A 22,549-nucleotide genomic window follows, 5' to 3' on the forward strand; every position below is an offset into this window, starting at 1 on the left:
CCGGACGGTTCGTACTCTCCCGCGTGGAGTGTCACGTCTACTACGAGGGCGACGACGACCCCGACAAGTGCACCGCTCGTCGGCTCGAGAAGTTCGACAAGGCAACCCTCTACCGGTCGATGTCGCAGGTCCCCTACGGGGTCGTGCTCAATCCGCACGCCGAGCAGGCGCTCTCGCCGGCCGACGCCGCTGAGGGCCTCGAAACGCTGGTCGCTCTCGACTGTTCGTGGGAGTCAGCCGAAGCCGCCTCGTTCCGAATGCGCGGCGTCCATCGGGCGCTGCCGTTTCTGGTCGCCGCCAACCCGGTCAACTATGGCCGACCGTTCCAGCTGACGACCGTCGAGGCGCTGGCGGGTGCCTGTCGAATCTTCGGCGAGGACGACCTGGCTGTGGACCTCCTGGAACCGTTTCGCTGGGGTGAGACCTTCCTGACGCTCAACGAGGAGCCACTGCGCCGCTACAGCGAGTGTGCGGACTCGAGTGAGGTCGTCGCCGTCCAGGAAGACTATCTCGCCGACGAGTGACCAGTACCGTCGATCGCAAGCGCGACTCCCGATCACAGCGGTTATATGTCCCACGGGCTAACGGAGCGACATGCCAAGCTTCGACGCCGCCGAAAAACGCACCCTCGAGAAGATGATCTGCATGCGCTGTAACGCCCGCAACTCCAAAGACGCCAAGAGCTGCCGCAAGTGCGGCTACAAGAACCTCCGACCCAAGGCCAAAGAGAAACGCGCGGCCTGATCGACGGACCTGCTTTACCATCGATCCGTTTTCTCCGTCTATTCCCCCAGCGACTGCTCTTCGGTCGCGACCTCTTATCGGCGAATAGTAAGTAGTTATTACACCGGAAACGACAAGTAAAAACTATATTGTATCCGGCTGAACCGTTCAATTATGCAACCATTGCTCGCCAATGCAATCAGAACGACGCTCGAAGGCCACATCGTCGACTTCGTCGACCTCGTCCCGACGTTGATCGCCGCCGCTATCATCGTCTACGTCGGCGTCGTCGCCGGTCGAAAACTTCAGCCAGTTATTTCAGACCTCGGTCGCCGCGTGGAACTCGACGAGACGGTTCGGGAGACGCCGTTCGGTGCCTTCTTCCCCAGCGGCTCTGGGGCAGTCTCGAGGTCGTTCGGTGTGCTGTTGAACTACTACGTCGTGGCGGTCGCCGTCTTCGCCGCCGTGGAGTGGGTTGCGATGCGAACGGGAACGACGACGACCTGGTTCGTCTCGACCTGGGCCCACGATCTCCTCTCGTACGTCCCACCGATCCTCCTCGGCATCTTCGTCCTGTTTGTCGGCTTCTTCCTGGCAAACTGGGCAACTGAGCAAGTCAGCAAGTCACCAGTGGCCGAGCGATTGGGTTCTCCATCGCTCCTGGCTGGTGCAACCAAAGCGTCCCTGTATTTTGTCGTGCTCGTTATCGGCCTCGACACGATGGGCGTCGACGTTACCATCCTCCATACGTTCGCACAGGCGTTCGCCTACGCTGTTGGTCTCGCAGTCGCACTCGCCGTCGGAATCGCCTTCGGCTGGGGCGGCAAGGACTACGTCGCTGAGAACATCGACGGCTGGCTCGACCGCTCGCGCACCGTCGCCAGCGACTCTGCAGCGATCACGGGCGACGATTGAGGCCGTCGGACAGAACGAGCATACGCGGCCGCCACTTTCGTCCCCCGAATTCGCTCCAGTGACCGCTGGCCGATAGTCTACGTCTCCGGATCGAAGAGTCGTCCACTCGCGTCGTTCGTTCGCGGTCTCCCTACTCGTCCGGATACTTCGGTTCGCGGTTTTCCGCACGCTCGAGCGCCGTCTCGACGACGTCACGGACGTCACCGTCGAAGACGTCGCCGTGGCCTGCGTACAGGTGTTCGACTCCGTCTGGCATGCGCGCTAGAAGCTCCTCGATACTCTCGATGAGGCGCGCTCTGGACTGGCCGGCCATGTCGGTGCGACCGAAGCTGCCGTAGTCGAACGCGCCGTCGTCGTGGACGACCACGTCGCCCGAAAAGAGCGTCGTCTCGGAGACGAACGAGACGTGATCGTCGGCGTGACCTGGGGTGTAGACCACGTCGAAGGTCTCGTCCCCGATCTGAACAGTGTCGCCGTCCTCGATCGCGTGGGTGCGCCTCGGATGGTCGGCGTAGGCGTAGACGTCGGGATCGAAGGCGTCGACGACGGCCTCGAGCTGGGCGACGTGATCTCCGTGTTGGTGGGTCAACACGACTGCGTCGACGTCATCCGTGTACTCGCGAACCGCGTCGATGACGCCGTCCCATCCGCCCGCGTCGACGAGCGTCGTCTCCTCTCCGACCGCGAGATAGGCGTTGCAAGTGAACGTCTCTGCGTCCTCGGTGACGTGATGGATGTCCATACGCCGACACTCGCGGCCCGCGACAAAAACGGTGGCGCCCGTCCAGAGAGCCAGGTAGCGGCGACCCCTCGTCTCGGTGCCCTGGGTGTATCGGTATCCCGTCGATGTCATCGCTCGAGTGACTGTGTCGTGTGGATTGGCACCAGCACTCACAACCGCGAAATTTTTTACTCGGTGTCTCGTACGTTCACGTGCATGGGATTCGGGAGCTACGACGAATCCGAGCGACAAGACGTCGACGCTGATTTTGACGAGGAAGACGGGGTACAATCCAGCGAGAACGCCCACGACGGCACGATCGAGTTCGAAAACGGGGCCTCGAGCGACGAACTCCTCGACCGGCTCAAGGAGATCAAAGACGACCCCTGATGAAGCCGGGGGTACGGGCGCTCGGAATCGCCGAGTCGTACAGTGATAGCTCCGACCGAAGTACGCTCGCAGGAGCCGTCGTCCGCGCCGACGGCGTCCTCGATGGGCTCGCCTACGACTCGTGTACCGTCGGCGGCACCGACGCGACCGACGCCGTCGGTTCGCTCGCCGGCGAACTCGCCCGGCCCGACGTCCAGTACGTCCTGGTTGGCACCGTTGCACCCGCCTGGTACAACCTGCTCGCACTCGCGCGCGTCCACGCGGTCGTCGACCGACCGGTGCTCGCAGTCACATTCGAGGCGAGTCCCGGCCTCGAGCCTGCCCTGCGTGAAGCGTTTTCGGGTGACGCCCTCGAGCGACGTCTCGAGACCTACCACGCGTTACCCCCACGGCGCGAACTGTCGGTCAACGACGAGACGGTCTACGTCAGACACCTCGGTTGCGACGCCGCAGCGGCTGCCGACGTCGTCCGAGCGTTCACCCCCGCGGGCGGCCGTCCGGAACCCGTCCGAGCGGCCCGCGTGGCGGCTCGAGCCGGCGATTCGTACGCACGAGCGCTCGATGAAAGGCCCGGTTGACAGTCTCTGTTAGTGACCTGTCGCGTCGCGGTGCGGTGTCTGATACTCGCCCTCGGCTTTCGACGCTTGACGCGGGCGTGGCGTCGCCGGAACACGCCCGTTCGGACGTCGACCCGAAAGAGCTAGTACCGTCCCACCTGACCCACGGGTATGAGCGAGATGGAGGACCTCTGTGTAACGGCGTGTACGCGTTGTCCGGCGCTGGTCGACTCCCGGAGCCGGATCGTCAACGGAACGGGTCCCGAGGACGCCGACCTGCTGTTCGTCGGCGAGGGTCCCGGTGCGAACGAGGACGCCGAAGGTGAGCCGTTCGTCGGCCGCAGCGGTACCGTTCTCGACGACGGGCTTCGGGACGTCGGCCTCGCCCGCGCGGACGTCCGGATCACCAACTGCGTCCGCTGTCGCCCACCCGAGAACCGCGACCCCACCGGTGAGGAACTCGAACACTGCCGGGGCTATCTCGAGACCGAAATCGACCGGCTGGATCCCGAGGTGATCGTCACGCTCGGGAAAGTCCCAAGCGAACACCTCCTCGAGCGATCGGTCGCGGTAACGAACGAAGCCGGAACGCTCGAGGACGTCCGCATCGGCGGGGAACCCCGGCGACTGTTGATCTGTGTCCACCCCGCGGCGACGCTGTACGACCGCAGCCAAAAGGAGACGTTCACGGCGGCGCTCGAGCGGGCCGCGGAACTGGCCGGCGTTGGTGAGGGCGGGAGCGGACAGACGCGACTGGACGGCTTCTGAGGCTACCGTCCAGCAGTTTGGCGTTCTAGCTCCCAGTTACTCGCGGATCGGTGCCGACAGTGCCAGCCGGTTTCGTCGGCTGCTACCGCTGGGTGTCTCTTCCTCGCCGCACGGAATCGGACTGTGTCCGAGATGGCCAACCGAGAGTGCCCAGTCTACACCGATGCCTACTCGGACGGAGTCCGATGTCTTTCGCATCGGAGCCGCGGCGGACATGCTTCAGCTCTTCGCCGACGCCCACGAGACGGCGGTTACCATCCCGGACCTCGTCGACGCGACAGGGGTCGCTCGCTTGCCGGATTGGCCGACCATCGACCCCTTCGACAGTATTGGTGCCGTCCGGGTTCGAGAGCCGTCACAACGACACTCCGTCTCGATCGCCCAGGATGTCTGTGTGCTGAAACGGAGCGATAGCTGGTGTCTTCGGACTCTCCGCCCTCGTTCGCGGCTCGAGCGTCGACCCGAACGAGTCAGTATCCTAACGTTCTTTACGATTGGTTGGGTACCAAACAGACGCGCACGAAAGTGCGCAGCGAGCCGGAGTCCACGGCACCAACCAAGCACTCCGGCTCACAAACGGCCCCCGCATCGCGGGAGCACGTCATGCTTTCAGTCGGTGAAATAAAGACCTGCCGACGTATTGCCGAACCAGTGTCACTGGTTCGCTAGCTGGGCTGCTCGCCGCGACGCCGGGGTCGACTATCGAAGTTCCACTATGGTTTCGAAAGTCACCCTTCGCTGCGACTGTGGCACCGACATCTGCACGGACCCACCCGATGGCACGGTCACGTGTCCGAACTGCGAGTTGACGTTCGTGACGACGATCACCACACTCACTCCCGATCACGATGCACGCCGCTATCGTCAGGGCTCTCACTCGTATTGCGGCCCGTGAGGGTCGCGACGTGACCGACCTCCCACCGGTGTCCGACACCGTCGATCCCGAGGCGGTCGGGGCGCTACTCGAGTCCGGCACGGACGTCACCGTTCGCTTCGAGTATGCGGGGTATCGCGTGGTGATCGGACCCGAACTCGAGGCAGTGGAGGTGATCGAGGCGGACCGGTAGACGCTGGGGGCTCGAGGTTGAACAGCGACTCACCTGTGTTCGCTCGAGTCGGGTTCAGTACGTCTCCGCTCTGAGTGGACGTGTACTTTTCAATCTCCCTGGATGGGTGTGCTCGAGAAGTAGTCGGAAGCAGTTCGATCGGCTGTGGGTTCGATCTGTCACCCGGTGTTGAGCCGACGTGCATTAGGTCGCTATTCCGTTACAGGCTGCCCTCGTGATCCTAGGGCACCTTCTCTAGCTTGTCGGACTCATTCACCGCTCGTTCCGTTTTATTGGGTAGTATAAATCGGCATACTGAGCCCCGCTGAGGGCTATCTTGACTGTGGGGTCAGACTATGAACACAACCAAATCGTGTTCGTGTTCATATCCGGAAAATCGATCATCGTAGGGTACGACTCTTGACGGTAGTACCGAAGTTGTGTTCTTCAGATAGAGTCCGGCGGAAAAGTTTGCAGACTGACATAATGGGTCTGCTGAATATAGAGGGTGGATGCAGCAGCCGAACACTGTTCGTTTCAGACACTCAACGACGAAGCATCCGTTATGTATGCGTGCGTATCGATCGCTGAGGGTTCTGCCAATTCTGATAGTTGTTCAAGTAGTCGTGCAAACCCAAAGTGCGCATTCAGCAGCAAATCGATTACAGGACCAGGTTACTCGTCATGGTCGTCATCGATCTGTTCATGAAACCGACATACCTCGTCGAATTTCATTCCTCGCCGTACCTTGTCTTCGAACCTGTCGAACTCGACGAACTCCTTATCCGATAATTCGGGAAGTAGGATGTGATGGAGTTCGTAACAAATCGTGAGGTACTCCCCGGAGTTGAGAGTCTCTCCCTCACGAAGAATCGGGTCAGCAGATATCGAACTCTCGTCGAGGAGCGCACGTAATACTCGCCGTTGTTGCGCTGAGAGTACCCGTTTGATGCAATCTTGGTTACAGCGTTCGTCACTCACAGGTCAAGTAGTTGTCACCGATCCGGCCACGCTCGTAGTCGTTCACTCCGAATGCTCGTTCTTTTCGACTTCGGTGACGATCACGTCCCAGTCAGGATGTTCGACCCCATTCCGACATTCGAATCCGCCTTCCACATTGATTCCACTCTCGTAGGCCCTGCGAAGGAGGGCTTTCAGCTCCGCGTTCAATTCCTCCTTCGACGCAAGCGAGGTCTCCTCAGACGTCATCTTCCCGCCCCCCTTTCGTGTTTCTCCACTGTGAGTTCGTGTTCTGGTGTGATAGTAATCACACCGTAGCTGTGTACGGTTATTGCGTGCCCCTCGTGCGTGAATGCAGCGTGGGTATCCCCGTTTGTCCCGTTGCGAACGCGGACGAGCGCATCTAATTCGTCGGCGTCAACAGTGGAATGGAGCGGGTCGAGTTCTACAGGATCAGTATCCATTACGTCCGCCAGCGTTGCGACAACAGCCATGCTCGCTGGTGTCTTCTCCTGATCAAACTGCGTGCGAACAGTCCCAGATTCCTGAAAGTACTCGACCGCTTCGACTCCAACCCCAGATACCGTTGCGTCCATCTTGCCCGATTCTAGCCGCCTGAGTCGGTTCAATAAGTATACTGATTATACAGAGGGTTTAATAAAGAGGGCCTATCCGAACGATCACACCGAACTACTGAGTGTCGCTCCAATGAGGCGTCGATGCCCGCGTCGAAGGCGTGATGAGAGCGATTGCTGGGTGATGCCGAGCTCGTCAGCGATCTCTTCGAGCGACACCTCGCGTGGGGTGTCGAAGTAGCCCCGCTCGTAGGCTAACACCAGCGCCTCACGTTGGGTCTCGGTTAACTCGTAGCCCTCGCCCTGGATCGGAAGCATTGCGTGGACGGCGGTGATTGTTATCGGAATGTCGTTTTCCTGGCAGTACTCTCGAAACTCGCCGATTGTCTCCTGACTCTCGCCGCGCACCTCGAATCGCCACTCGTCTTTCGTACCGATTCCGGAGAGCACGACGACGTTGGCCTTGGCCAGCGCGCTCAGGATGCCGAAGTACTCTTGTTCCCACTCGGCACGCATGAGATACTCGTCTTCGATGCTATCGACCATTCGGATGTTGCTCACGCCGGCGTGTTGTTCGAACTCAGCTTCGATGTCCTCCGTTTCCACATCGCGTACCCAGAAGTAGGGGATAATCAGCGTCTGGTGTGGAATCAGCCGCTCCAGTTCGACCGTCCCACCCGGCAAGTTTTTGAACACACTCCCCAGTGGGAACTCCGCTGTTGGACTCGTAAACTCCATCACAGTCGCCATGCGGAACCCTTCGTCTAGCAGACAAATAACCGGCATGGGTGGTGTATCATGGCTTCGAGACGAGACAACGCACAGTTGTTGGCCGGGATAGTGTATGCTGCGAGCGGGGAGTCCGTTTGATACCCGGAAAGCCATGGTACACCATGTCATCTCCTTTTGTACGACCGGGCAATCTAGGCGCACAAGCGAGCATGAGTGTAATAACGGAGATTCGTATCCCATCCGATGCTTTTGAACTCGGGCAAATCCTCAGTCTCGAGGATGCGTCGGCAATCGAACTCGAAACGCTCGTCCCGAGTGGGGACGTCACCGTGCCGCTCTTCTGGGTCTACGAACCGGTCGAAAACGGCTTTCTCGAAGCCGTCGAACGCTATCCAACTGTCAACACCGTCACGGAGGTGGACGTGTTCGACGACAGGACGCTAATCAGGATCGACTGGGATGCGAGCCAGGACCACCTTTTTCAGTGCATCTTGGAACACGACGGGCAGATACTGGGTGCGACTGGATCGTCGGAAGGATGGAATTTCGAGATACGGTTTTCAGACCGCGAGACATTGAGTCAGTGCCAGACCTGTTGTGAGGACGCGCACATCTCTCTGGAGCTAACCCGCATATATAATCCGACGGACCCTGAGGCCGGTCCGTGGTACGGCCTGAGTGAGCCCCAACGAGAAGCGTTGACGCTTGCCATTCGAAGGGGATACTACGATATTCCACGAGGGTGTACGACCGCAGAGTTAGCTGACGAACTCGGAATTTCCGATCAAGCAGTGACGGAGCGACTGCGCCGTGCCATTGGGACGTTCGGGAGGTACGCACTTCTCACGCCCGAGTCAGCGGCGGAAATGGACTGACTGTTTCCATTATGCACCATGGGACAGAGCCAGGCAGATGGGACTACGCTATGTGAGTATGGATGAGAGTCGAGAGCTGGGGACACGTGATATACAGTCAATTGATGAGGGTACCGGTTCTTCGGGGCGTGAGAGATCGCTCTCCCCCGATACGATTCTGTCGGCAGTAGCGAACGAACACCGACGCGCCACCCTCAACGCGTTGGACAACGCTTCTGAGAAGACACTGGAATACGATGCGCTCGTAGATCGCGTTGCAGACCGGGTTCGGAACGAAGACCCGAGACGGGAGTCAGACGAACACCAACAACGCGTCCGAATCGCACTTCACCATACTCATCTTCCAAAACTGGAGGAGGCTCGGATAATCGACTACGAGGCTGAAACGGGGCACGTCCGGTTTGTTGGCGGTGAACTGGAACAAGATCTCCTGACGTTGGTCGAGCCGTACGAGGCCTACGAGTGACAGAATATCGGATCGACTTCTCCTCCGTTCGACCTAAATCAGCCGTATTGTACGAATATGTATTGTTCGTCGTCTTCATTCTCTGTACTGACCGATTTGACTGACCCGAATTGAAAGTTGGTCCGATACTGTATTCGCGCTGTGAGTTCAGCACGTGCTGACCGAACTATCCGATTCTTGTCGAAAACGACGTGACCGACTCAGAGCATGAGGGCGCAGTAAAAAGGAGTCCCTTTTGACGATTCATTGGTCACAGGTAGGCACTGAAAAACTTACCGAGATTATATGCGATAGCTATACGTTACTTCAGCTCGATTAGTTGCTAAACTGGGTGAAAATGTGTTTAGGGAAAACTACGAACATCAGCAGGAGAAGCTCTTTTCGCCCGTCAAAGACCTTCCTACTGGACCGAAGAAGAAATTGCGAAATCACTGGTCTACCCATTTTTACGAACACGTCTTCACTCAGATAGATGAGAGAACGTTCGGACGGCTATACCATGGCGGGTATAGCCGTCCGAACAAGCCAGTCAACGAGTTGGTTTCGCTGGAGATTATCAAGCACCTGCTTGGACTGTCCGATAAGCAGCTCGAACATGCCTATCTGTTCGATTTTCGCGTCCGAAACGCCCTGGGTAAAGAAACACTCGGCGACAATATCTGTGCGAAGACGTTCACGAATTTCCGCCGACGGTTGATGGAGTACGAGGAAGAAACCGGTCGAGACCTGTTGCACGAGGTTTTCCAGGATCACCGAAGTTACATCCAAGACGAGTTCGAGATTGACGCCAGCACCCAGCGGATGGATTCAACGTTTATCGAGGCTAACGTCAAGCAACTCTCTCGAATCGACCTCATCGCTAAAGTCGTTCACAACTTCCTGGACGATCTCCCTGACGAGATCGTCCAGGAACTTCCGGCTGGTCTAGACGAATTCGCCGACACGGAGAACCTGGAACTGTCCTATGAACTGGACCCAGGTGAGGTTGGGTCGACCATGGAAACGCTCATCGAGCACGCTGTCTGGTTAATCGACGCGTTCGAAGCGGAGGAAAACTACGCTGAACTGGAGAGCTTTGCTCATCTCCAGCAAGTCCTCGACGAACAGTGCTACCGCATTCCTGATCTCGAAGATGATCACCGTGAGCACGATGAAGACGAGGATGACGACCATCCCGGTGACTCGCCGTCACCGGGATGGGAACCACTCAGAACGTTCACATCCAGCGACGGTGAGCCAAGCCACGAGCAGGCGACCGATGAGCCAGCTCAGCCCGACGAGGACGGTCCCGAGCACGATCGCATTGGGCTGAAAAAACCTGAGGAGATCAGTAGCGGTTCGATACAAAACCCGCATGACGTGGACGCGACTCACCGCCGGAAGGGCGGTGAGTCGTACTGCGGGTATAAAGCGAACGTCGCCGAGACCTGTGATGCGGAAAACCCGTTTCGCCTGATCACGACGATTCGCGTTGACACGAACAATACAGCCGATGGCGACCTGTTAGCCGAAGACGTCCCAGAATTGCCAGAAGAGACCGGGTTAACTGATCTCCTCGTCGACGGCGGCTACATGCACAAAGAAGTGGAGGCGTGCTGCGGTGATCACGGGATCACGCAGCACTTCACAGGACTAACGGGGCAGCCCCCGCCTGCCGAGAAGTTGTCGCTAGCAGAAGCAGAGTGGGATGAGCATCGAATGGTTGCCTGTCCTGCCGGACACGAACCATTCGAGCAGCGATACATGTCCGAGAGTGGTCGTATCTCAGGACGAATGGACAAAGAGTTCTGTGAAGGCTGTCCACACAAGGAGACCTGTTTCGTCAAGGAGAAAGAGGAGTTCTACAGTTACGGCTTCTACGAGCGAAAATTAGCTCTCGCCCACCGACGCAAGCGGTTGGACGATCCGGCAGAGAAGGAGTTTCTGAACTTACGCGCTGGGGCTGAGTCGTTGGTCAATGAGGTGTATCACCAGGACGGGGAGAAAACACGGTTCACCGGGACGATCAAGGTGAAAAACGCGTCGATAGCGAAAGCTATCGGGACAAATCTCAAGCGGGCCTCACGATTCCTCGAATCGGAGGCCCAGCGGAAGCAATCGGCGGGATAAACCGGGAAAGGATTGGTTTTTGTCGATATAGCGGATGGAGAGCGACGCATTTGGCTTAAGTGTGTGATCACTGCCGGAGATGAGCATGTCATCCGGGTCGGGGTGCTCCTGCCGGAACACCCCTTTCTCCTGCGCCCTCAGAGCATTAGTGCAGCACGACGACCCCATTTGTTTCACAACGAAAGCGGTGAACTATCCGCACACTACACGTGCGGACTGATCAAGGGGAGAGTTATGGCCAGCCGTCAGGTAGCTCATCTTGATGCACCTGCATCAATGTGATAAGGGGTTGAATCTCCTCGAAGCGTGATCCACGTGTGATGGTATTTGTCTCACGATCCCAATTGATGAACTCTGCTTCAGCCAGTTTCGGTAGATGCAGGTGGGACAGTTGGAGCAAGAACTGTTCGAGATCGGCGTCGTCGGACGTAAAGGCCTCTGTCTGAAACTCTTCTTCGTCACGGGGGTTCCGATTGGCGAGTGTCGAGAGGATGCGTCGCCGCGTAGGGTGACTGAGAATCTCGAACAGTTCGCCAAGAGTGGTCTCGGGTTCAGTTGTCTTTGGAATCATAGGCGTAGCTTGAGTTGCGGAACGTACTGATGTGTCCCGCGTGACGGCCACGCGAAGAGAACAAGGTGTGAGTGATCGACCGGCGCAAACCGGTTCAAGCGCCCCCTCCATAATCGGGGGCGGGCACAGTGAGTGGGCTGGTTCCGTAGTATGACATAGGCCCCCAGACGGATAAGTGTACCCTCAATGAAGGGAGAGAGTCGGTCTTGATCATTGTACCACCTGTACGTAGCGATCACTAACCCTCGCAGATCGCCTCTCAGTCTGTGCCCCATTCGCGCTATGTATCTTGCACGCCTCGCTCAACGTATACAGAAGCTGGTAGAACGGCGGTGCAAAGTACAGCGCATTACATATACTGGCACGAATCTAACATCTAATTGAACAATCCATATTTTACGAAATCTGACTAGTAAGGGTGTAACGCTATCTTTCATTCAGTCGAACCTAGGCCGAGGAATTGGGATGGAGAAAACCAGCGAAAACCCAAATGACAAAACACACCATTTGGCGACAGCCACCCAGCCAAGCCTTCGGGTAATCGGTGCTGTCGCGGAAGCAATGAACGTCGATCCCCTCGATTGTCCCCCTCTCTACGAAGCCATCGACATATCAGGATTGGATATGCTATTTGAAAATAGAGAGAAAACCAACGGCTCTGTTACGTTCAACTACGCCGGATACATAGTCACGGTTGACAGCAACGGAGACATAGTGGTTCACAGTCGTGAGGATACGTGAGGTCGAGACGCTTAGTTTGTCGGCAGACCTTCTGAATGGGCCTAAAGTAGGTTCGTAACTGGCTCGAATTAGTATTAATCAGAGTAAGGATATACGCGATTATTTAGCGGGTTCAAATTCGTGCCACACTTGCGCTCTGTATTCAGCAAGAGTCCTGAGATACATCACAACCTGCACATTTCAATCACGTCATCACCCCACCCTCGAGCATCCAGCACCCCTTGAGGCTGACCCGTGTCCTTATTCCCTCGGCGTCCGAATGCGACGATAATGGACGGCGAAATCTCACCCGAAGCGGTCAAAGAACTTCTCGAGGACGACGCGGACGTCTGTGTCGTCGACATCCGCGATCCGGCGAGTTTCGAGCACAGCCGTATTCCCGACAGCGAGAACGTTCCGTTCCACGAGTTGACCCAGCGTATCCACGAACTCGAGGGCTACGACCACATCGTGACGGTCTGTCCCCACGGCAAAGCCAGTATCCAGGCCGCCAATCTCATCGGCTCCTACGAGGGAACCGCAGACGCCACCGTCGAGAGCATGGCGGGCGGCCTCGAGACGTACGGAATGCAGTTCGGCCTCGCTCGAGCGCACGAAGACGCGACGGAAGGGGCCGCCGACGCCGAGTCACCGTTCTGATCGGTTCGATCGCTCGAGTTGCGACCTCTTTCGGTCTTATCGCGTTTCCGATCCGCTCTCGAGGGGGTGCGTACGCTGTTGGACAGCAGTCAGTGACGCGACGTCACCGGCGGGGTGTGACACCGAAGACGGGGGCTGTCGATCAGCATCGCTCAGGGCGTGGTTCGCTCGAGAAAATTCGGCACTGGAGAGTACGTCGCCGATCGATCCGACGGGCCGCGAGTTCGGAAGTCGGCCTAGGTCATCGCGGACTCATGCGACGTTGAAGCCGCGGTCCCGAAGGAACTCTTCGATGCGGCCGCGGTGATTGCCCTGAAGTTCGATGTGGCCGTCCTCGACGGTCCCGCCACAGGCGAACTTGGACTTGAGATCCGACGAGAGACTGTCGAGATCGACGTCCTTCGGATCGAATCCTTCGACGATCGTTACCTCCTTACCGTATCTGCGCTCGTCAATGCGGATGGTGAGTTGCTGTTGTCCCTTGGCTACGTCTTCACAGACGCAAAGTTCCTCGGGCAGCCCGCACGTCGAGCAGACTTCCGACATTACGTTCACAGCTACGAAATGGCCATATTAAACACTATCGGGACCTACACGCCGGCGTGCGGTTCTTTTTGACACGTGCTCCCGAACGACGGCCCCGTCTCGTTACGATCGGCGCTGTCCGAGAATCGGTAGCTGGCCTCTGACCAGGCCGTTAACCCGCTCGATCGCGTCGTCGGCTTCGTCTCGAGTGACACCGCCGCCGTAGACGGCGCGCTCGTAGCAGTCGAGTACCGCTTCGGTCCGCGGATCGCAGGCTGGCCCGTCGTCTCCCGCTCGCTCGAGCGCTTGGAGGTATCGCCGGGCGGATTCGTTCGGCCGTCGTGGTCGGTACTCGCGCGCCAGCAGTCCCTCGAGCCGTCGGAACGCACGCTTGGCGTCTGCGTCCGGATCGCCGCGTCGGCCGTGCCAGTACAGTCCCGTGAGACGCCGAGTGCGGGCTACCGCACCGGTTCGGCGAACGCCGGCCGCGAGTCCGACCAGAAGCACGGCTCCGATCGCGGCTGTTTCGCGCGGAATCGAGAGCTCGAGCGACGGCTCTTCGTCGGTCGACGACTCGCCAGTACCGACTTCGGGGTCCTCACTCGGCTCCTCGGCGTCGGTTCCGTGGTTGGCTTCCTCGCCGTACTCGCCGTTGCCCGAGAGGAACTCTTCGCTGTCGTTGCCGTCCGTCGGCGATTCGGCGTAGCCGTCCGTGGCGTTCAGTTCGTCGCCGACGTCCTCGTCGGGCTGTTGGCCGTCGTCGACCTCGGCGTCGTGTGGTGTTTCCGCCGGTGTCCCGTCGGCGTAGGCCTCGTGGGCTGTCTCGCGGTCTGCAGGCGGCGTCGGCTCGAACGGCACCCAGCCGTGGCCGGGGAAGTAAACTTCGACCCAGGCATGAGCGTCCAGCCCACGGACGGTGTACGTGTTCTCGTCGACCTCTTCGCCGGCCGTATATCCCGTCGCGTATCTGGCCGGGACGTCCTCGGCGCGCAGCATCTGGGTCATCGTCGTCGCGAAGTAGACGCAGTAGCCCTCGTCCATCTCGAGAAGGAACGCCTCGGCGACGTCGCCATCGGGTCGGTCGACCTCGAGCGAGTACTCCTTCGACGAGCGGAGGTAGGCTTCGATCGCGGCGGCCGTCTCGTACGGCGTCTCGGCGTCGGCAGTAATCTCGGCCGTGCGCTCGTCGAACGCACTCGAAGTCGACTCCGGCCGCTGGAGGTAGTGTTCTGTGATCTCCTCGGGGTAGATCTCGCCGGCGTGCTGGAGCTCCTCTGGCTCGGGATCGGCGACCGCGCTCTCGACGGTGTAGGTCTCGTCGGCGGCGAGGATCGAGTCGGGGTAGAGCTGGCCGTGAGCGGAGACCGTCGCGTCGTCGGCGATCGGTCCATCGATCGACAGCGGCTGGGTCGCTGCTGGGATGACGTGAAGGGTGCGCTCGGCTCGCACCTCCTGTTCGACCGTCTCGAACTCACCCGGCGGCGTCTCGAGGTCGCCTTCGAGGGCGGTCTCCTGTCCGGATCGGAGCCACTCGTCACCGGTGTAGCGATCGTAGACGCCGGTTCGCCAGTACGACGGTTGCTCCGACTCGACGGTAAAGCGGGGCTCCGGCGAGAGGTCGACGGCACCCGCGATTCCCGAGCGCTCGGGTTCAGCGTCGATCGTCCCCTCGAGCGTTCCCTCGCCGCCGCTGGCGGCTGTCGTCGGGGTTGCGGGTCCGCTCGGGACGAAGGTGACCGACAGCGAGAGGACGATGACGAGCGCGAGCAACACGGCGATCAGGTCGACCTGAGCGACCGAGCCGCCGCGGCGGGCGAGTTCGCCGAAGCCGACGGCCGCGATCGCCGACAGGGTTCCGAGCAGGGTAACGATCGTTCCGGCGTCGCCCGTCAGGACGAGAAAACACAGCGCGAGGCCGCCGGGAACGACGCTCAGGGCGTATCGACCGCGAAGCGCGAGGTACCACGAGAGGAACACCGGCGCGGGGACGAACGCGAGCGTCCAGGTGCCGGCTTCGACCATCTGGAGTACCGGCATCCCCGTCGCGAGCGTGAGCGTATCGCCCACCACGCCGTCGGTCGCCGAGACGAGCGCGTCGACGCCGACACCGGCCACCTCGAGGTAGTAGACGAAGCCGATCGATCCCGCCGCCAGTGCGAGGGCGGCGGCAGTCCAGGGTCGAATGGTTCGTGCCAGTACCGTCGCCAACACGATCATCGCGCCGGCGAGCGCGAACAGCGACTCCGTTCCGCCGACGACGCGGGTCACTTCCTGCAAGACGCTGACGTACGACGCCGAGAGTACCAGCACGCTCCCGAGCGCGAGCAGCCGAAACGTCCGAGGACCTGCGGTACCGTCGCCGACCAGCTGAACGGTAGTGCGCCCGTGTATACCTGCGTCGGTGCTCACGCGATCACCCCCGTACCGTCGACGTTCGATGTTCGGTCACTCTCTCCACCGGCTACTGACGCCGACGCAGCCAGTCGGCCGACCGGCAGTTCGGTGCCCTCGACGACGACTGTCGTTCCGGTTTCGTCCGCCCGGACCACTACGTCCGCACGCTGGCGTTCGCTCCCCTCGAGGTCGCTGTCGTCGACGATGGCCAACAGCGCGAGGCAGTCGCGATAGTGAGCGGCGTCGGTCGACGGCGGGCGGTACTCCTCACCGATCGCGAGCCCGACGCCGACGTTGGCCTCGAAGAGGACGGTCGCGACGGTTGCAACGGCGCTCACGAGTTCGTCCGCCCGGTCGGGTGGGCCGTCGGCGGCGATCGTGATCGATCCGAGGCTGCCGTCGGCGACGTGTTCTGCGACCACGAGGTCGTCTCCCGGTCGTTTCGCGCTGGCTTTCCAGTGGACGTCACGCCGGGGGTCCCCGCGGCGGTACTCACGGAGGTGGTCGAACTCGTCGCGTTCGTCGGCCACCGTGTCGTCGACGGCCGTCCGCAGCTCGCGGGCGGTCTCGCCGCCGAGGTCGAACAGCCGGGGGTAGACCAGCACGCTCGCCGTCGCGTCGTACTCGAAGCGACGCCTGACGAGCCCGAAGACGTCGGTGACGGTGATCGAGAGCGGCCCGACCGTTCGCTCGCCGCGTGCGTCGAGGTCGATCGCGTACTCGAGGCGCGTCTCGTCCTCCAGGGTCGTCTCGACGCACGGCTCGCCGTCGACTGTGACGAGACCGTCGCCGACGTCGTCGCGGACGGTCGCCGCGACCGAGGTGTCGCTGTCGACGGTGAGCGCGACGGTCCTGCGGTCGCCAGGAAAGCCGTCTTCGATCGGGTGTCGGCTGACCGACGGCCGGGTGAGGAGACCGGTCGCGATGACGCCGCCGACGAGTACGACGACCAGCGGGACGACGACGGCGTTGAGCGATCGCGGGCCGTATTGCCAACTCATCGCGAGAGCAACAGCGACGACGACGACGACGGTCCAGCCTCTGATCGTGGGTCGCATCGATCTCAGGGCTCCGATGATCGTGACATACGTTGTGTAGTGGACTCAGGCTCGGTCGGAATCGACGGGGACACACTCGAGGGCCTCGGCGACGATGGCGTCTCCGTCCCGGTCGCGGTCTCCCGTTCGGATTCGGTGTGCGAGCACGACCGGCGCTTCGGCCTGGACGTCGTCGGGGAGGACGTAGTCACGGGCGTCCGTGGCTGCCCGCGCCTGGGCGACGCGCAACAGTGCGATCGTTCCCCGTGGGCTAGCGCCGATCCGGGCGTGTTCGCGGGTGTAGCTCGCGAGGCGGGTCACGTACTCGCGAACCGGGCGTTCGACGCGAACGCTCGAGACGGTTTCGCGAGCCTTGACGACGGTCTGACGATCGGTCACCGGCTCGAGCGACTCGATCGGGTGGTCGCCGACGGTTCGGCCGAGCAACGCGGCCTCTTCGTCCGGATCGGGGTAGCCCAGATGGAGTTTCTTCGTAAAACGGTCGAGTTCGGCGAACGGCAGCTCGTAGGTACGGTTCGGTTCGACGGCGTTCTGGGTCGCGATGACGGTAAACGGCGCTGGCAAGGCGCGCGTCTCGCCATCGACGGTGACCTGGGTCTCTTCCATCGCCTCGAGCAGCGCCGACTGCGTCTTCGGCGGCGCGCGGTTGATCTCGTCGCCCAGCACGATGTTCCCGAAGACCGGGCCGGGCTGGAACTCGAACTCGCGGGTCTGCTCGTTGAAGACGTTGACGCCGGTGACGTCCGTCGGCAGCAGGTCGGGCGTAAACTGGATCCGGCGAAAGCGACAGTCGACCGACCGGGCGATCGACCGCGCGAGCATCGTCTTTCCGACGCCGGGGACGTCCTCGAGCAGGACGTGGCCGCCTCCGAGCAACGCCGTGACGACGTGTTCGACGACGTCCTGGTTGCCGACGATGACCTTCGAGACGTTCGTTTCGACCGCGGCTCCGAGGTCGGCGACCGTCGAGATCGAAAGCGGCTTCTCGGTTTCCGTCGCCTCGTCTCCGGTCGGTGACGTCGGATCGGCGTCGCTCATCGGATACTCCCGGCCGCTCGAGTCGCGGCGGACGATCGTGATCGGGCAGTAGCCGTGCTGACGCGTTTCATGGACGTTGGTAGGGACCTCGAGACATATGCGTTGTGCCAGTCATGTGTGTCGATGCCGGTGTGAGCGACGCTCTCGGGGTGCTCCCACGTCCGATCAGAAGATTGTTTTCCCGGCGGCAATCGAGACGGCCATGGCTGCTCGATTGACGATCGGAAAACGATACCCCTGCTGGATCGACTTACAGTCGTTCGAGATTCGTCGCGCGCGGGCCTTTGTCGGCCTGCTCGATGTCGAATTCGACTTCCTGCCCCTCCTCGAGGTCAGGACCGCCAACGTCCTCCATGTGGAAGAACACGTCGTCGTCCGCGTCGTCAGTCTCGATGAATCCGTAGCCGCCAGTGTCGTTGAAGAATGCGACCGTACCTTTCGCCATTGCACCTCTACAAAACCACGTCTGTAATATAAATGTTCGGGGGGCACTCCCTGGCCTCGCTCGAGAACCCCCGTCGTTAGCCGGGTCAAACGGCCGTTACCACCGTTTGCACGCCGGGCAGACGAACGCGCCCTCGTCGTGCCAGACGCGCTCGGTCGGGCTGTCACACCGGTCACACTCGTAATCTCCCCAGGCGTACGCCGCCGTCGGCGGCTCGAGGCCGGTCTCCGAGGGCGTCCGGTCGTCGGCCGGTTCCACCTCCTGGTCGTCCGCTCCCGGTTCGAAGTCCGTGAGTTTCGCGTCCTCGGTCACGGACGGGCGTACGCGCTCGGTCGGCATAGTGACACCGACTCGCGGCGTCAGTGGGACGCCGGTTCGCTGTCGACGACCGTCGCGCTCGCCTCGTGGAGTGGATTCCGGAGCGCCGACGGACCGGCACGGACAAGTACCGCCGGTAACAACGCTCATACATGGAAACAGCCATGCTGTTCAACGTCATCGTTGACAATATTGTCGAGATGAACGAGCACTTCGCCGGCGTCGCGATGGGCGACGGGCTGGCTCCCTTGCTCGTGCTGGTCGGAACGATCCTCGTCGTCTTCAGCCTCGGCGTCTTCGGCGTGTTGACCCTGGGTGCGATCGGCGGCCTCTTCACGTCGAACTGAGTCGGTCACTCGGAACCCCGTTCCGGATCGACGGGGCCGACGACCGCTCCGGAGGGAAGTAGCGACAATCCACCGGAAACGGCGGACGGAACCGCGGGGTCGACCGCTCGATGTTTCTACTCCGCCGTCGCCATCGCGAGCGCCTCGCTCGCTCGAGTCACCGCCCCCTCGAGGTCCGGACCGAGCGGCGAGCCGACGACGATCCCGTCGACGTGCTCGAGGGCGGCCGCGAATCGCTCGGCGACGGTCTCGGTCGTCCCCGCGATACAGAAGGCGTCGATCATCTCGGGCGTGACGTGGTCGAACGCCTCGGTAAGGTTCCCTCCCTCCAGGGCGTCGCTCACGGCGGCTGCGGCCTCGCGGTCGATGTCGTGGCGCGCTAACACGGGGTCGGCTGCGCCGCCGACGATGAACGCAACCGGCGGCCGGGCCGCCTCGCGGGCGTCCGCCTCCTCGTCGGCGACGCTGACGCTCGCGAACGCGAGCGCCTCGAACGGGCCGTACTCCTCGGGTCGGTCCTCGAGACCCTGCTCGAGCTGGCCGGCCGCCCATTCGAGGTCGTCTGGGTGGGCCGCGTTGATCAGGACGCCGTCACCGTGTTTCGCGCTCATCCGGAGCATGTGTGGTCCCTGGGCGCCGACGTAGACCGGAATCGCTGACTCGGGCTCGAGGTTGAGCGAGGCGTCGCGGGCGGTGAACGTTCCCTCGTGGGTGACGGTCTCGCCGGCCCAGAGGTCGCGGGCGACGTTGAACGTCTCGAGAACGCGTCGGAGCGGCCGTTCGTGTTCGATGCCGAGGTTCGAAAGCGTCGAGCGGTCGCCTGCGCCGACGCCGAAGACGGCGCGCCCGTCGCTGACCTCGTCGATCGTCGCCGTCTGGGCGGCGAGTTTCACCGGGTGGGCCTCGTAGGGGTTGACGACGCCCGGCCCCAGGCGAAGGTCGTCGGTCGCCTCGGCCATCCGCGAGAGCGTCACGAACGGGTCGCGGTTGAAGTAGTGGCTGCTCGAGAAGGCGACGTCGAACCCTTCGCGTTCGGCGAGGGCGGCCAGTTCGGCCATTCGATCCGGCGGATGCTCGGGCGTGAGTTCGATCCCCCAGGTTACGTCGGTCGACCCGTGGTCGCTCATCTGTACTCTCCCCGGACTGTGCCTCGAGTCGATACTGGCTTTCGGTTCATGTCCGCAGGTTGGCTAGCGCAGGGAAAAGGCCACCGTCACCGGAGATGGTCGCCGTGACGTCGGGGCCGAGCGCGTTCGCCGTGGGTTCCGATCGGTCACTCCCGACTCAGCCGTCGAACGTCCACTCTCTGAGTGCCTCGCGCACGAGGTCGTCCTCGACCGCACGGAACAGTTCATCGCTCCCCTCGAGGTCGCCGAACGCCCAGTCGCGAACGACGACGGCAGGCACGCCGCCAGCGCCCTCGCCGGTGACGAGGTTTGCGGCGGCTGCGAGTTCGTCGACGACTGACTGGACGGTGACGCCGAGTTCGTGCCCGTCGCGGTCCAGTTCGCCACGCCAGTCCCGGCTGGCGGGCATGCCGGCCCAGCCGATCGCGACGCCAGTCTGGCCGTGTCGGAAGGGGCGCCCGCAGGTGTCGGTGACGATCACTGCGACGTCCTCGTGACCGCGCTCTGTGAGTCCCGACCGAATCCGCTCGGCGCTCTCTGTGGGTTTTCTGGGGAGTAACAGAATGTCGTGGCCGGGAACGTTCGAGCGGTCGATACCGGCGTTCGGGGCGATGTGCCCGAACCGCGTCTCTGCCAGCACGAACGGTGCCTCGATCAACAGCTCCGAACTCTCGTCGAGGATCGCCTGGGCGAATCGCGGGTCTTTCTGTTCGCCGGTGATCGCCTCGAGTCGGCTGGCGAGCTCTCGAGCCCGGCCGCTGACAGGGTACTCCTCGAGGTCCGCCGTTCGACCCTCGGCTTTCGAGACGACCGTGCTGGCGACGGTGAGGACGTCGCCCGGCTCGAGGGTCGTCCGAGTTGCGATCAGTTCGGCGAGGTCGTCGCCGGGACGGATCTCGGGGAGGTCCGTCACTGGCTCGAGTTCCATACTGGTGGGTTACCCACCGTCGTGAAAAACACACCGTCATCGGAGCACTGAGCGGGTCGCGGGCGGTCCCTCCTCCGGCGCAGTCCCGAAAGCGATTCCCACCGGGCGGTCGTCGGCTCGCCTATGAGCGATTCACTGGACGACGACTCGAGCCACATCGTCACTGCGTTCGTCCGCAACCGCGGCGAGGTGGTACTCCTGCGCCGGAGCGACGCCGTCGGCACCTACCACGGGCAGTGGGGTGCGGTCTCCGGGTTCGCCGAGGGCGACCCCGACGAACAGGTCCGAACCGAGATCCACGAGGAGACCGGCCTCGCCGACGATGCCATCTCGCTCGTTCGCTCGGGGCGGCCCGTTCGGTTCGAAGACGGCGACCTCGGCCGCGAGTGGGTCGTCCATCCGTACCTCTTCGACGTCGACACCCGCGAGATCGACCTGAGCGAGGAACACGACGCCCTCGAGTGGGCCCACCCGACGGTAATCGCCACCGTCGGCGCTGGCGATGCTGACGACGCCGCTGACGGCGGACCGGTCCACGACGCCTGGGCTGATCGTGAGACGGTTCCCGAACTGTGGACGGCCTACGAGCGCGTCGCGCCCACCGTCCGCTCCATCGCCGCAGACGACGAACACGGTGCGGCGGTCCTCTCGATCCGCGCCCTCGAGGTGTTGCGAGATCGGGCGGGGCTGCTGGTCGCCGAACGGGCGGAGTTGGGCGTCGACCCCGAGGGCGAGCGCGAGGAACTCGCCGCGCTCGCCGAGCGCCTGCTCGAGGCGCGGCCCTCGATGGCCGTCCTTCGGAACCGGGTGAACCGGACGATGGCTGTGGCCGCCGAGACCAGCGGTTCCGCGGACGACGCTATCGCCGTCGACTTTGCTGGTGCGCCCGCCGTTCTCGAGGCTGCCATCGCGGGGATCGACCGGGCCGTGACCGCGGACGACGGGGCTGCAGCGCACGCCGCCGACGGACTCGAGGGGCGCGTGGTGACCCTCTCGCGGTCGGACACCGTCCTCGATTGCCTGCGCCTGGGTGACCCCGCCCGAGTGTTCGTCGCCGAATCCCGTCCGGGTGGGGAGGGGGTCGACGTTGCCGAGACGCTAGCTAACGACCTCGAGTGTCCAATCACCGTCCACACCGACGCGGCTGTCGCCCACGTCCTCGAGCGCGAGGCGATCGACCGCGTCGTCGTCGGCGCGGACACCATCTTGCCGGACGGCTCGGTGGTGAACAAAACCGGCACGCACGCTATGGCGGTCGCAGCCGCCCGAGACGGCGTCCCCGTGACTGTCGTCGCCGCCACCGATAAAATCTCGACGCGTGAGGAGGTGAACCTCGAGTCCGGGTCACGCGAGGCGGTCTACGACGGCGAGACGCCGATCGACGTGCTGAACCCGACGTTCGATGTGACACCAGCCGACTGCGTAAGCGAGGTCGTCACCGAACGCGGTGCGATACCAAACGAAGAGATCGAGGCCGTCGCCGGGGAGTTACGGGCGCTCGAGGACTGGCGTGAGAGCTAATCCAGCCAAAACGAAGCGACAGACGGAAACCGCTCGAGCGAGTACGATCGACCGGCGGCC

At 62.0% G+C, this 22,549-nt stretch carries 27 protein-coding genes; 14 read left to right on the forward strand and 13 right to left on the reverse strand.

Annotation, left to right across the window (positions count from 1 at the left end; all coding sequences use genetic code 11):
• Positions 1–23 precede the first annotated feature (23 nt).
• The 3 genes from AArc1_RS02440 to AArc1_RS02450 all read left to right on the forward strand — a co-directional run bounded on the left by AArc1_RS02440 (position 24) and on the right by AArc1_RS02450 (position 1,638).
• Complete coding sequence (locus AArc1_RS02440; RefSeq protein WP_117362746.1) at positions 24–524, forward strand: DUF367 family protein; 501 nt, start codon at positions 24–26, stop codon at positions 522–524.
• A gap of 70 nt (positions 525–594) precedes the next feature.
• Complete coding sequence (locus AArc1_RS02445) at positions 595–744, forward strand: 50S ribosomal protein L40e (protein WP_117362747.1); 150 nt, start codon at positions 595–597, stop codon at positions 742–744.
• A gap of 153 nt (positions 745–897) precedes the next feature.
• On the forward strand, positions 898–1,638 hold the full coding sequence (locus AArc1_RS02450) for a mechanosensitive ion channel family protein (RefSeq protein ID WP_117362748.1): 741 nt from the start codon (positions 898–900) through the stop codon (positions 1,636–1,638).
• Positions 1,639–1,768: 130 nt separating this feature from the next.
• On the opposite strand, the gene AArc1_RS02455 is transcribed toward AArc1_RS02450, so the two are convergent.
• Positions 1,769–2,380, reverse strand: a complete 612-nt coding sequence (locus AArc1_RS02455; protein ID WP_117365746.1) for an MBL fold metallo-hydrolase — start codon at positions 2,378–2,380, stop codon at positions 1,769–1,771.
• 195 nt (positions 2,381–2,575) lie between these two features.
• Here AArc1_RS02455 and AArc1_RS02460 point away from each other — a divergent pair, with 195 nt between their 5' ends.
• The 4 genes from AArc1_RS02460 to AArc1_RS02480 all read left to right on the forward strand — a co-directional run bounded on the left by AArc1_RS02460 (position 2,576) and on the right by AArc1_RS02480 (position 5,141).
• Positions 2,576–2,749: a DUF5786 family protein gene (locus AArc1_RS02460; RefSeq protein ID WP_117362749.1), complete on the forward strand. Its 174-nt coding sequence runs from the start codon at positions 2,576–2,578 to the stop codon at positions 2,747–2,749.
• Positions 2,749–3,327, forward strand: coding sequence for an endonuclease dU (locus tag AArc1_RS02465; RefSeq protein WP_117362750.1), 579 nt, complete (start codon positions 2,749–2,751; stop codon positions 3,325–3,327). Before AArc1_RS02460 ends, AArc1_RS02465 begins: the two co-directional genes overlap by 1 nt.
• 150 nt (positions 3,328–3,477) lie before the next feature.
• Positions 3,478–4,074, forward strand: coding sequence for a uracil-DNA glycosylase (locus AArc1_RS02470; RefSeq protein WP_117362751.1), 597 nt, complete (start codon positions 3,478–3,480; stop codon positions 4,072–4,074).
• A gap of 848 nt (positions 4,075–4,922) precedes the next feature.
• The gene (locus AArc1_RS02480; protein ID WP_117362753.1) at positions 4,923–5,141 is read left to right on the forward strand and encodes a HalOD1 output domain-containing protein; all 219 of its coding nucleotides are present in this window, start codon (positions 4,923–4,925) and stop codon (positions 5,139–5,141) included.
• Between the two features lie 1,002 nt (positions 5,142–6,143).
• On the opposite strand, the gene AArc1_RS02490 is transcribed toward AArc1_RS02480, so the two are convergent.
• From AArc1_RS02490 to AArc1_RS02500, 3 genes are all read right to left on the reverse strand, one after another.
• Positions 6,144–6,329, reverse strand: a complete 186-nt coding sequence (locus AArc1_RS02490) for a hypothetical protein (RefSeq protein WP_117362754.1) — start codon at positions 6,327–6,329, stop codon at positions 6,144–6,146.
• Positions 6,326–6,676 (reverse strand): HalOD1 output domain-containing protein, encoded by a 351-nt coding sequence (locus AArc1_RS02495; RefSeq protein WP_117362755.1) that lies wholly within the window; start codon positions 6,674–6,676, stop codon positions 6,326–6,328. Before AArc1_RS02495 ends, AArc1_RS02490 begins: the two co-directional genes overlap by 4 nt.
• Before the next feature lie 84 nt (positions 6,677–6,760).
• A complete protein-coding gene (locus tag AArc1_RS02500; RefSeq protein ID WP_117362756.1) occupies positions 6,761–7,405 on the reverse strand; it encodes a helix-turn-helix domain-containing protein in 645 nt (214 codons plus the stop codon).
• Positions 7,406–7,596: 191 nt separating this feature from the next.
• Between AArc1_RS02500 and AArc1_RS02505 the strand changes: the two genes are divergently transcribed.
• The 3 genes from AArc1_RS02505 to AArc1_RS02515 all read left to right on the forward strand — a co-directional run bounded on the left by AArc1_RS02505 (position 7,597) and on the right by AArc1_RS02515 (position 10,837).
• Entirely contained in the window at positions 7,597–8,262 is a 666-nt protein-coding gene (locus tag AArc1_RS02505; RefSeq protein ID WP_117362757.1) for a helix-turn-helix domain-containing protein, read from the forward strand.
• 58 nt (positions 8,263–8,320) lie between these two features.
• Positions 8,321–8,728 (forward strand): DUF7344 domain-containing protein, encoded by a 408-nt coding sequence (locus AArc1_RS19270; protein WP_228442374.1) that lies wholly within the window; start codon positions 8,321–8,323, stop codon positions 8,726–8,728.
• Between the two features lie 339 nt (positions 8,729–9,067).
• Complete coding sequence (locus AArc1_RS02515; RefSeq protein ID WP_117362399.1) at positions 9,068–10,837, forward strand: transposase; 1,770 nt, start codon at positions 9,068–9,070, stop codon at positions 10,835–10,837.
• 232 nt (positions 10,838–11,069) lie between these two features.
• Here AArc1_RS02515 and AArc1_RS02520 read toward each other — a convergent pair whose 3' ends face one another.
• Positions 11,070–11,408: a DUF7344 domain-containing protein gene (locus AArc1_RS02520; RefSeq protein ID WP_117362759.1), complete on the reverse strand. Its 339-nt coding sequence runs from the start codon at positions 11,406–11,408 to the stop codon at positions 11,070–11,072.
• 465 nt (positions 11,409–11,873) lie between these two features.
• Here AArc1_RS02520 and AArc1_RS02525 point away from each other — a divergent pair, with 465 nt between their 5' ends.
• Both AArc1_RS02525 and AArc1_RS02530 read left to right on the forward strand, forming a co-directional pair.
• Positions 11,874–12,149, forward strand: a complete 276-nt coding sequence (locus AArc1_RS02525; RefSeq protein ID WP_117362760.1) for a HalOD1 output domain-containing protein — start codon at positions 11,874–11,876, stop codon at positions 12,147–12,149.
• A gap of 270 nt (positions 12,150–12,419) precedes the next feature.
• Complete coding sequence (locus AArc1_RS02530) at positions 12,420–12,788, forward strand: rhodanese-like domain-containing protein (protein ID WP_117362761.1); 369 nt, start codon at positions 12,420–12,422, stop codon at positions 12,786–12,788.
• Between the two features lie 252 nt (positions 12,789–13,040).
• Here AArc1_RS02530 and yciH read toward each other — a convergent pair whose 3' ends face one another.
• The 6 genes from yciH to AArc1_RS18900 form a co-directional block, all read right to left on the reverse strand.
• Entirely contained in the window at positions 13,041–13,334 is a 294-nt protein-coding gene (gene yciH / locus AArc1_RS02535) for a stress response translation initiation inhibitor YciH (RefSeq protein WP_117362762.1), read from the reverse strand.
• A 102-nt stretch (positions 13,335–13,436) separates the two neighbouring features.
• On the reverse strand, positions 13,437–15,722 hold the full coding sequence (locus AArc1_RS02540) for a transglutaminaseTgpA domain-containing protein (RefSeq protein WP_117362763.1): 2,286 nt from the start codon (positions 15,720–15,722) through the stop codon (positions 13,437–13,439).
• On the reverse strand, positions 15,719–16,765 hold the full coding sequence (locus tag AArc1_RS02545; protein ID WP_117362764.1) for a DUF58 domain-containing protein: 1,047 nt from the start codon (positions 16,763–16,765) through the stop codon (positions 15,719–15,721). Before AArc1_RS02545 ends, AArc1_RS02540 begins: the two co-directional genes overlap by 4 nt.
• 45 nt (positions 16,766–16,810) lie before the next feature.
• Positions 16,811–17,803 (reverse strand): AAA family ATPase, encoded by a 993-nt coding sequence (locus tag AArc1_RS02550; protein ID WP_117362765.1) that lies wholly within the window; start codon positions 17,801–17,803, stop codon positions 16,811–16,813.
• A gap of 250 nt (positions 17,804–18,053) precedes the next feature.
• Positions 18,054–18,248: a cold-shock protein gene (locus AArc1_RS02555; RefSeq protein ID WP_117362766.1), complete on the reverse strand. Its 195-nt coding sequence runs from the start codon at positions 18,246–18,248 to the stop codon at positions 18,054–18,056.
• 96 nt (positions 18,249–18,344) lie between these two features.
• Complete coding sequence (locus AArc1_RS18900) at positions 18,345–18,587, reverse strand: DUF7573 domain-containing protein (RefSeq protein ID WP_117362767.1); 243 nt, start codon at positions 18,585–18,587, stop codon at positions 18,345–18,347.
• Between the two features lie 131 nt (positions 18,588–18,718).
• Here AArc1_RS18900 and AArc1_RS02565 point away from each other — a divergent pair, with 131 nt between their 5' ends.
• Positions 18,719–18,913, forward strand: a complete 195-nt coding sequence (locus AArc1_RS02565) for a hypothetical protein (protein WP_117362768.1) — start codon at positions 18,719–18,721, stop codon at positions 18,911–18,913.
• 116 nt (positions 18,914–19,029) lie between these two features.
• On the opposite strand, the gene AArc1_RS02570 is transcribed toward AArc1_RS02565, so the two are convergent.
• Together AArc1_RS02570 and AArc1_RS02575 are read right to left on the reverse strand one after the other, a co-directional pair.
• Positions 19,030–20,040, reverse strand: coding sequence for a 5,10-methylenetetrahydromethanopterin reductase (locus AArc1_RS02570; protein ID WP_117362769.1), 1,011 nt, complete (start codon positions 20,038–20,040; stop codon positions 19,030–19,032).
• Positions 20,041–20,197: 157 nt separating this feature from the next.
• Positions 20,198–20,968 (reverse strand): coenzyme F420-0:L-glutamate ligase, encoded by a 771-nt coding sequence (locus tag AArc1_RS02575; protein ID WP_117362770.1) that lies wholly within the window; start codon positions 20,966–20,968, stop codon positions 20,198–20,200.
• Between the two features lie 123 nt (positions 20,969–21,091).
• Between AArc1_RS02575 and AArc1_RS02580 the strand changes: the two genes are divergently transcribed.
• A complete protein-coding gene (locus AArc1_RS02580) occupies positions 21,092–22,489 on the forward strand; it encodes an NUDIX domain-containing protein (protein WP_117362771.1) in 1,398 nt (465 codons plus the stop codon).
• Positions 22,490–22,549 lie beyond the last annotated feature (60 nt).

Source organism: Natrarchaeobaculum sulfurireducens, from assembly GCF_003430825.1.
GTDB lineage: Archaea > Halobacteriota > Halobacteria > Halobacteriales > Natrialbaceae > Natrarchaeobaculum > Natrarchaeobaculum sulfurireducens.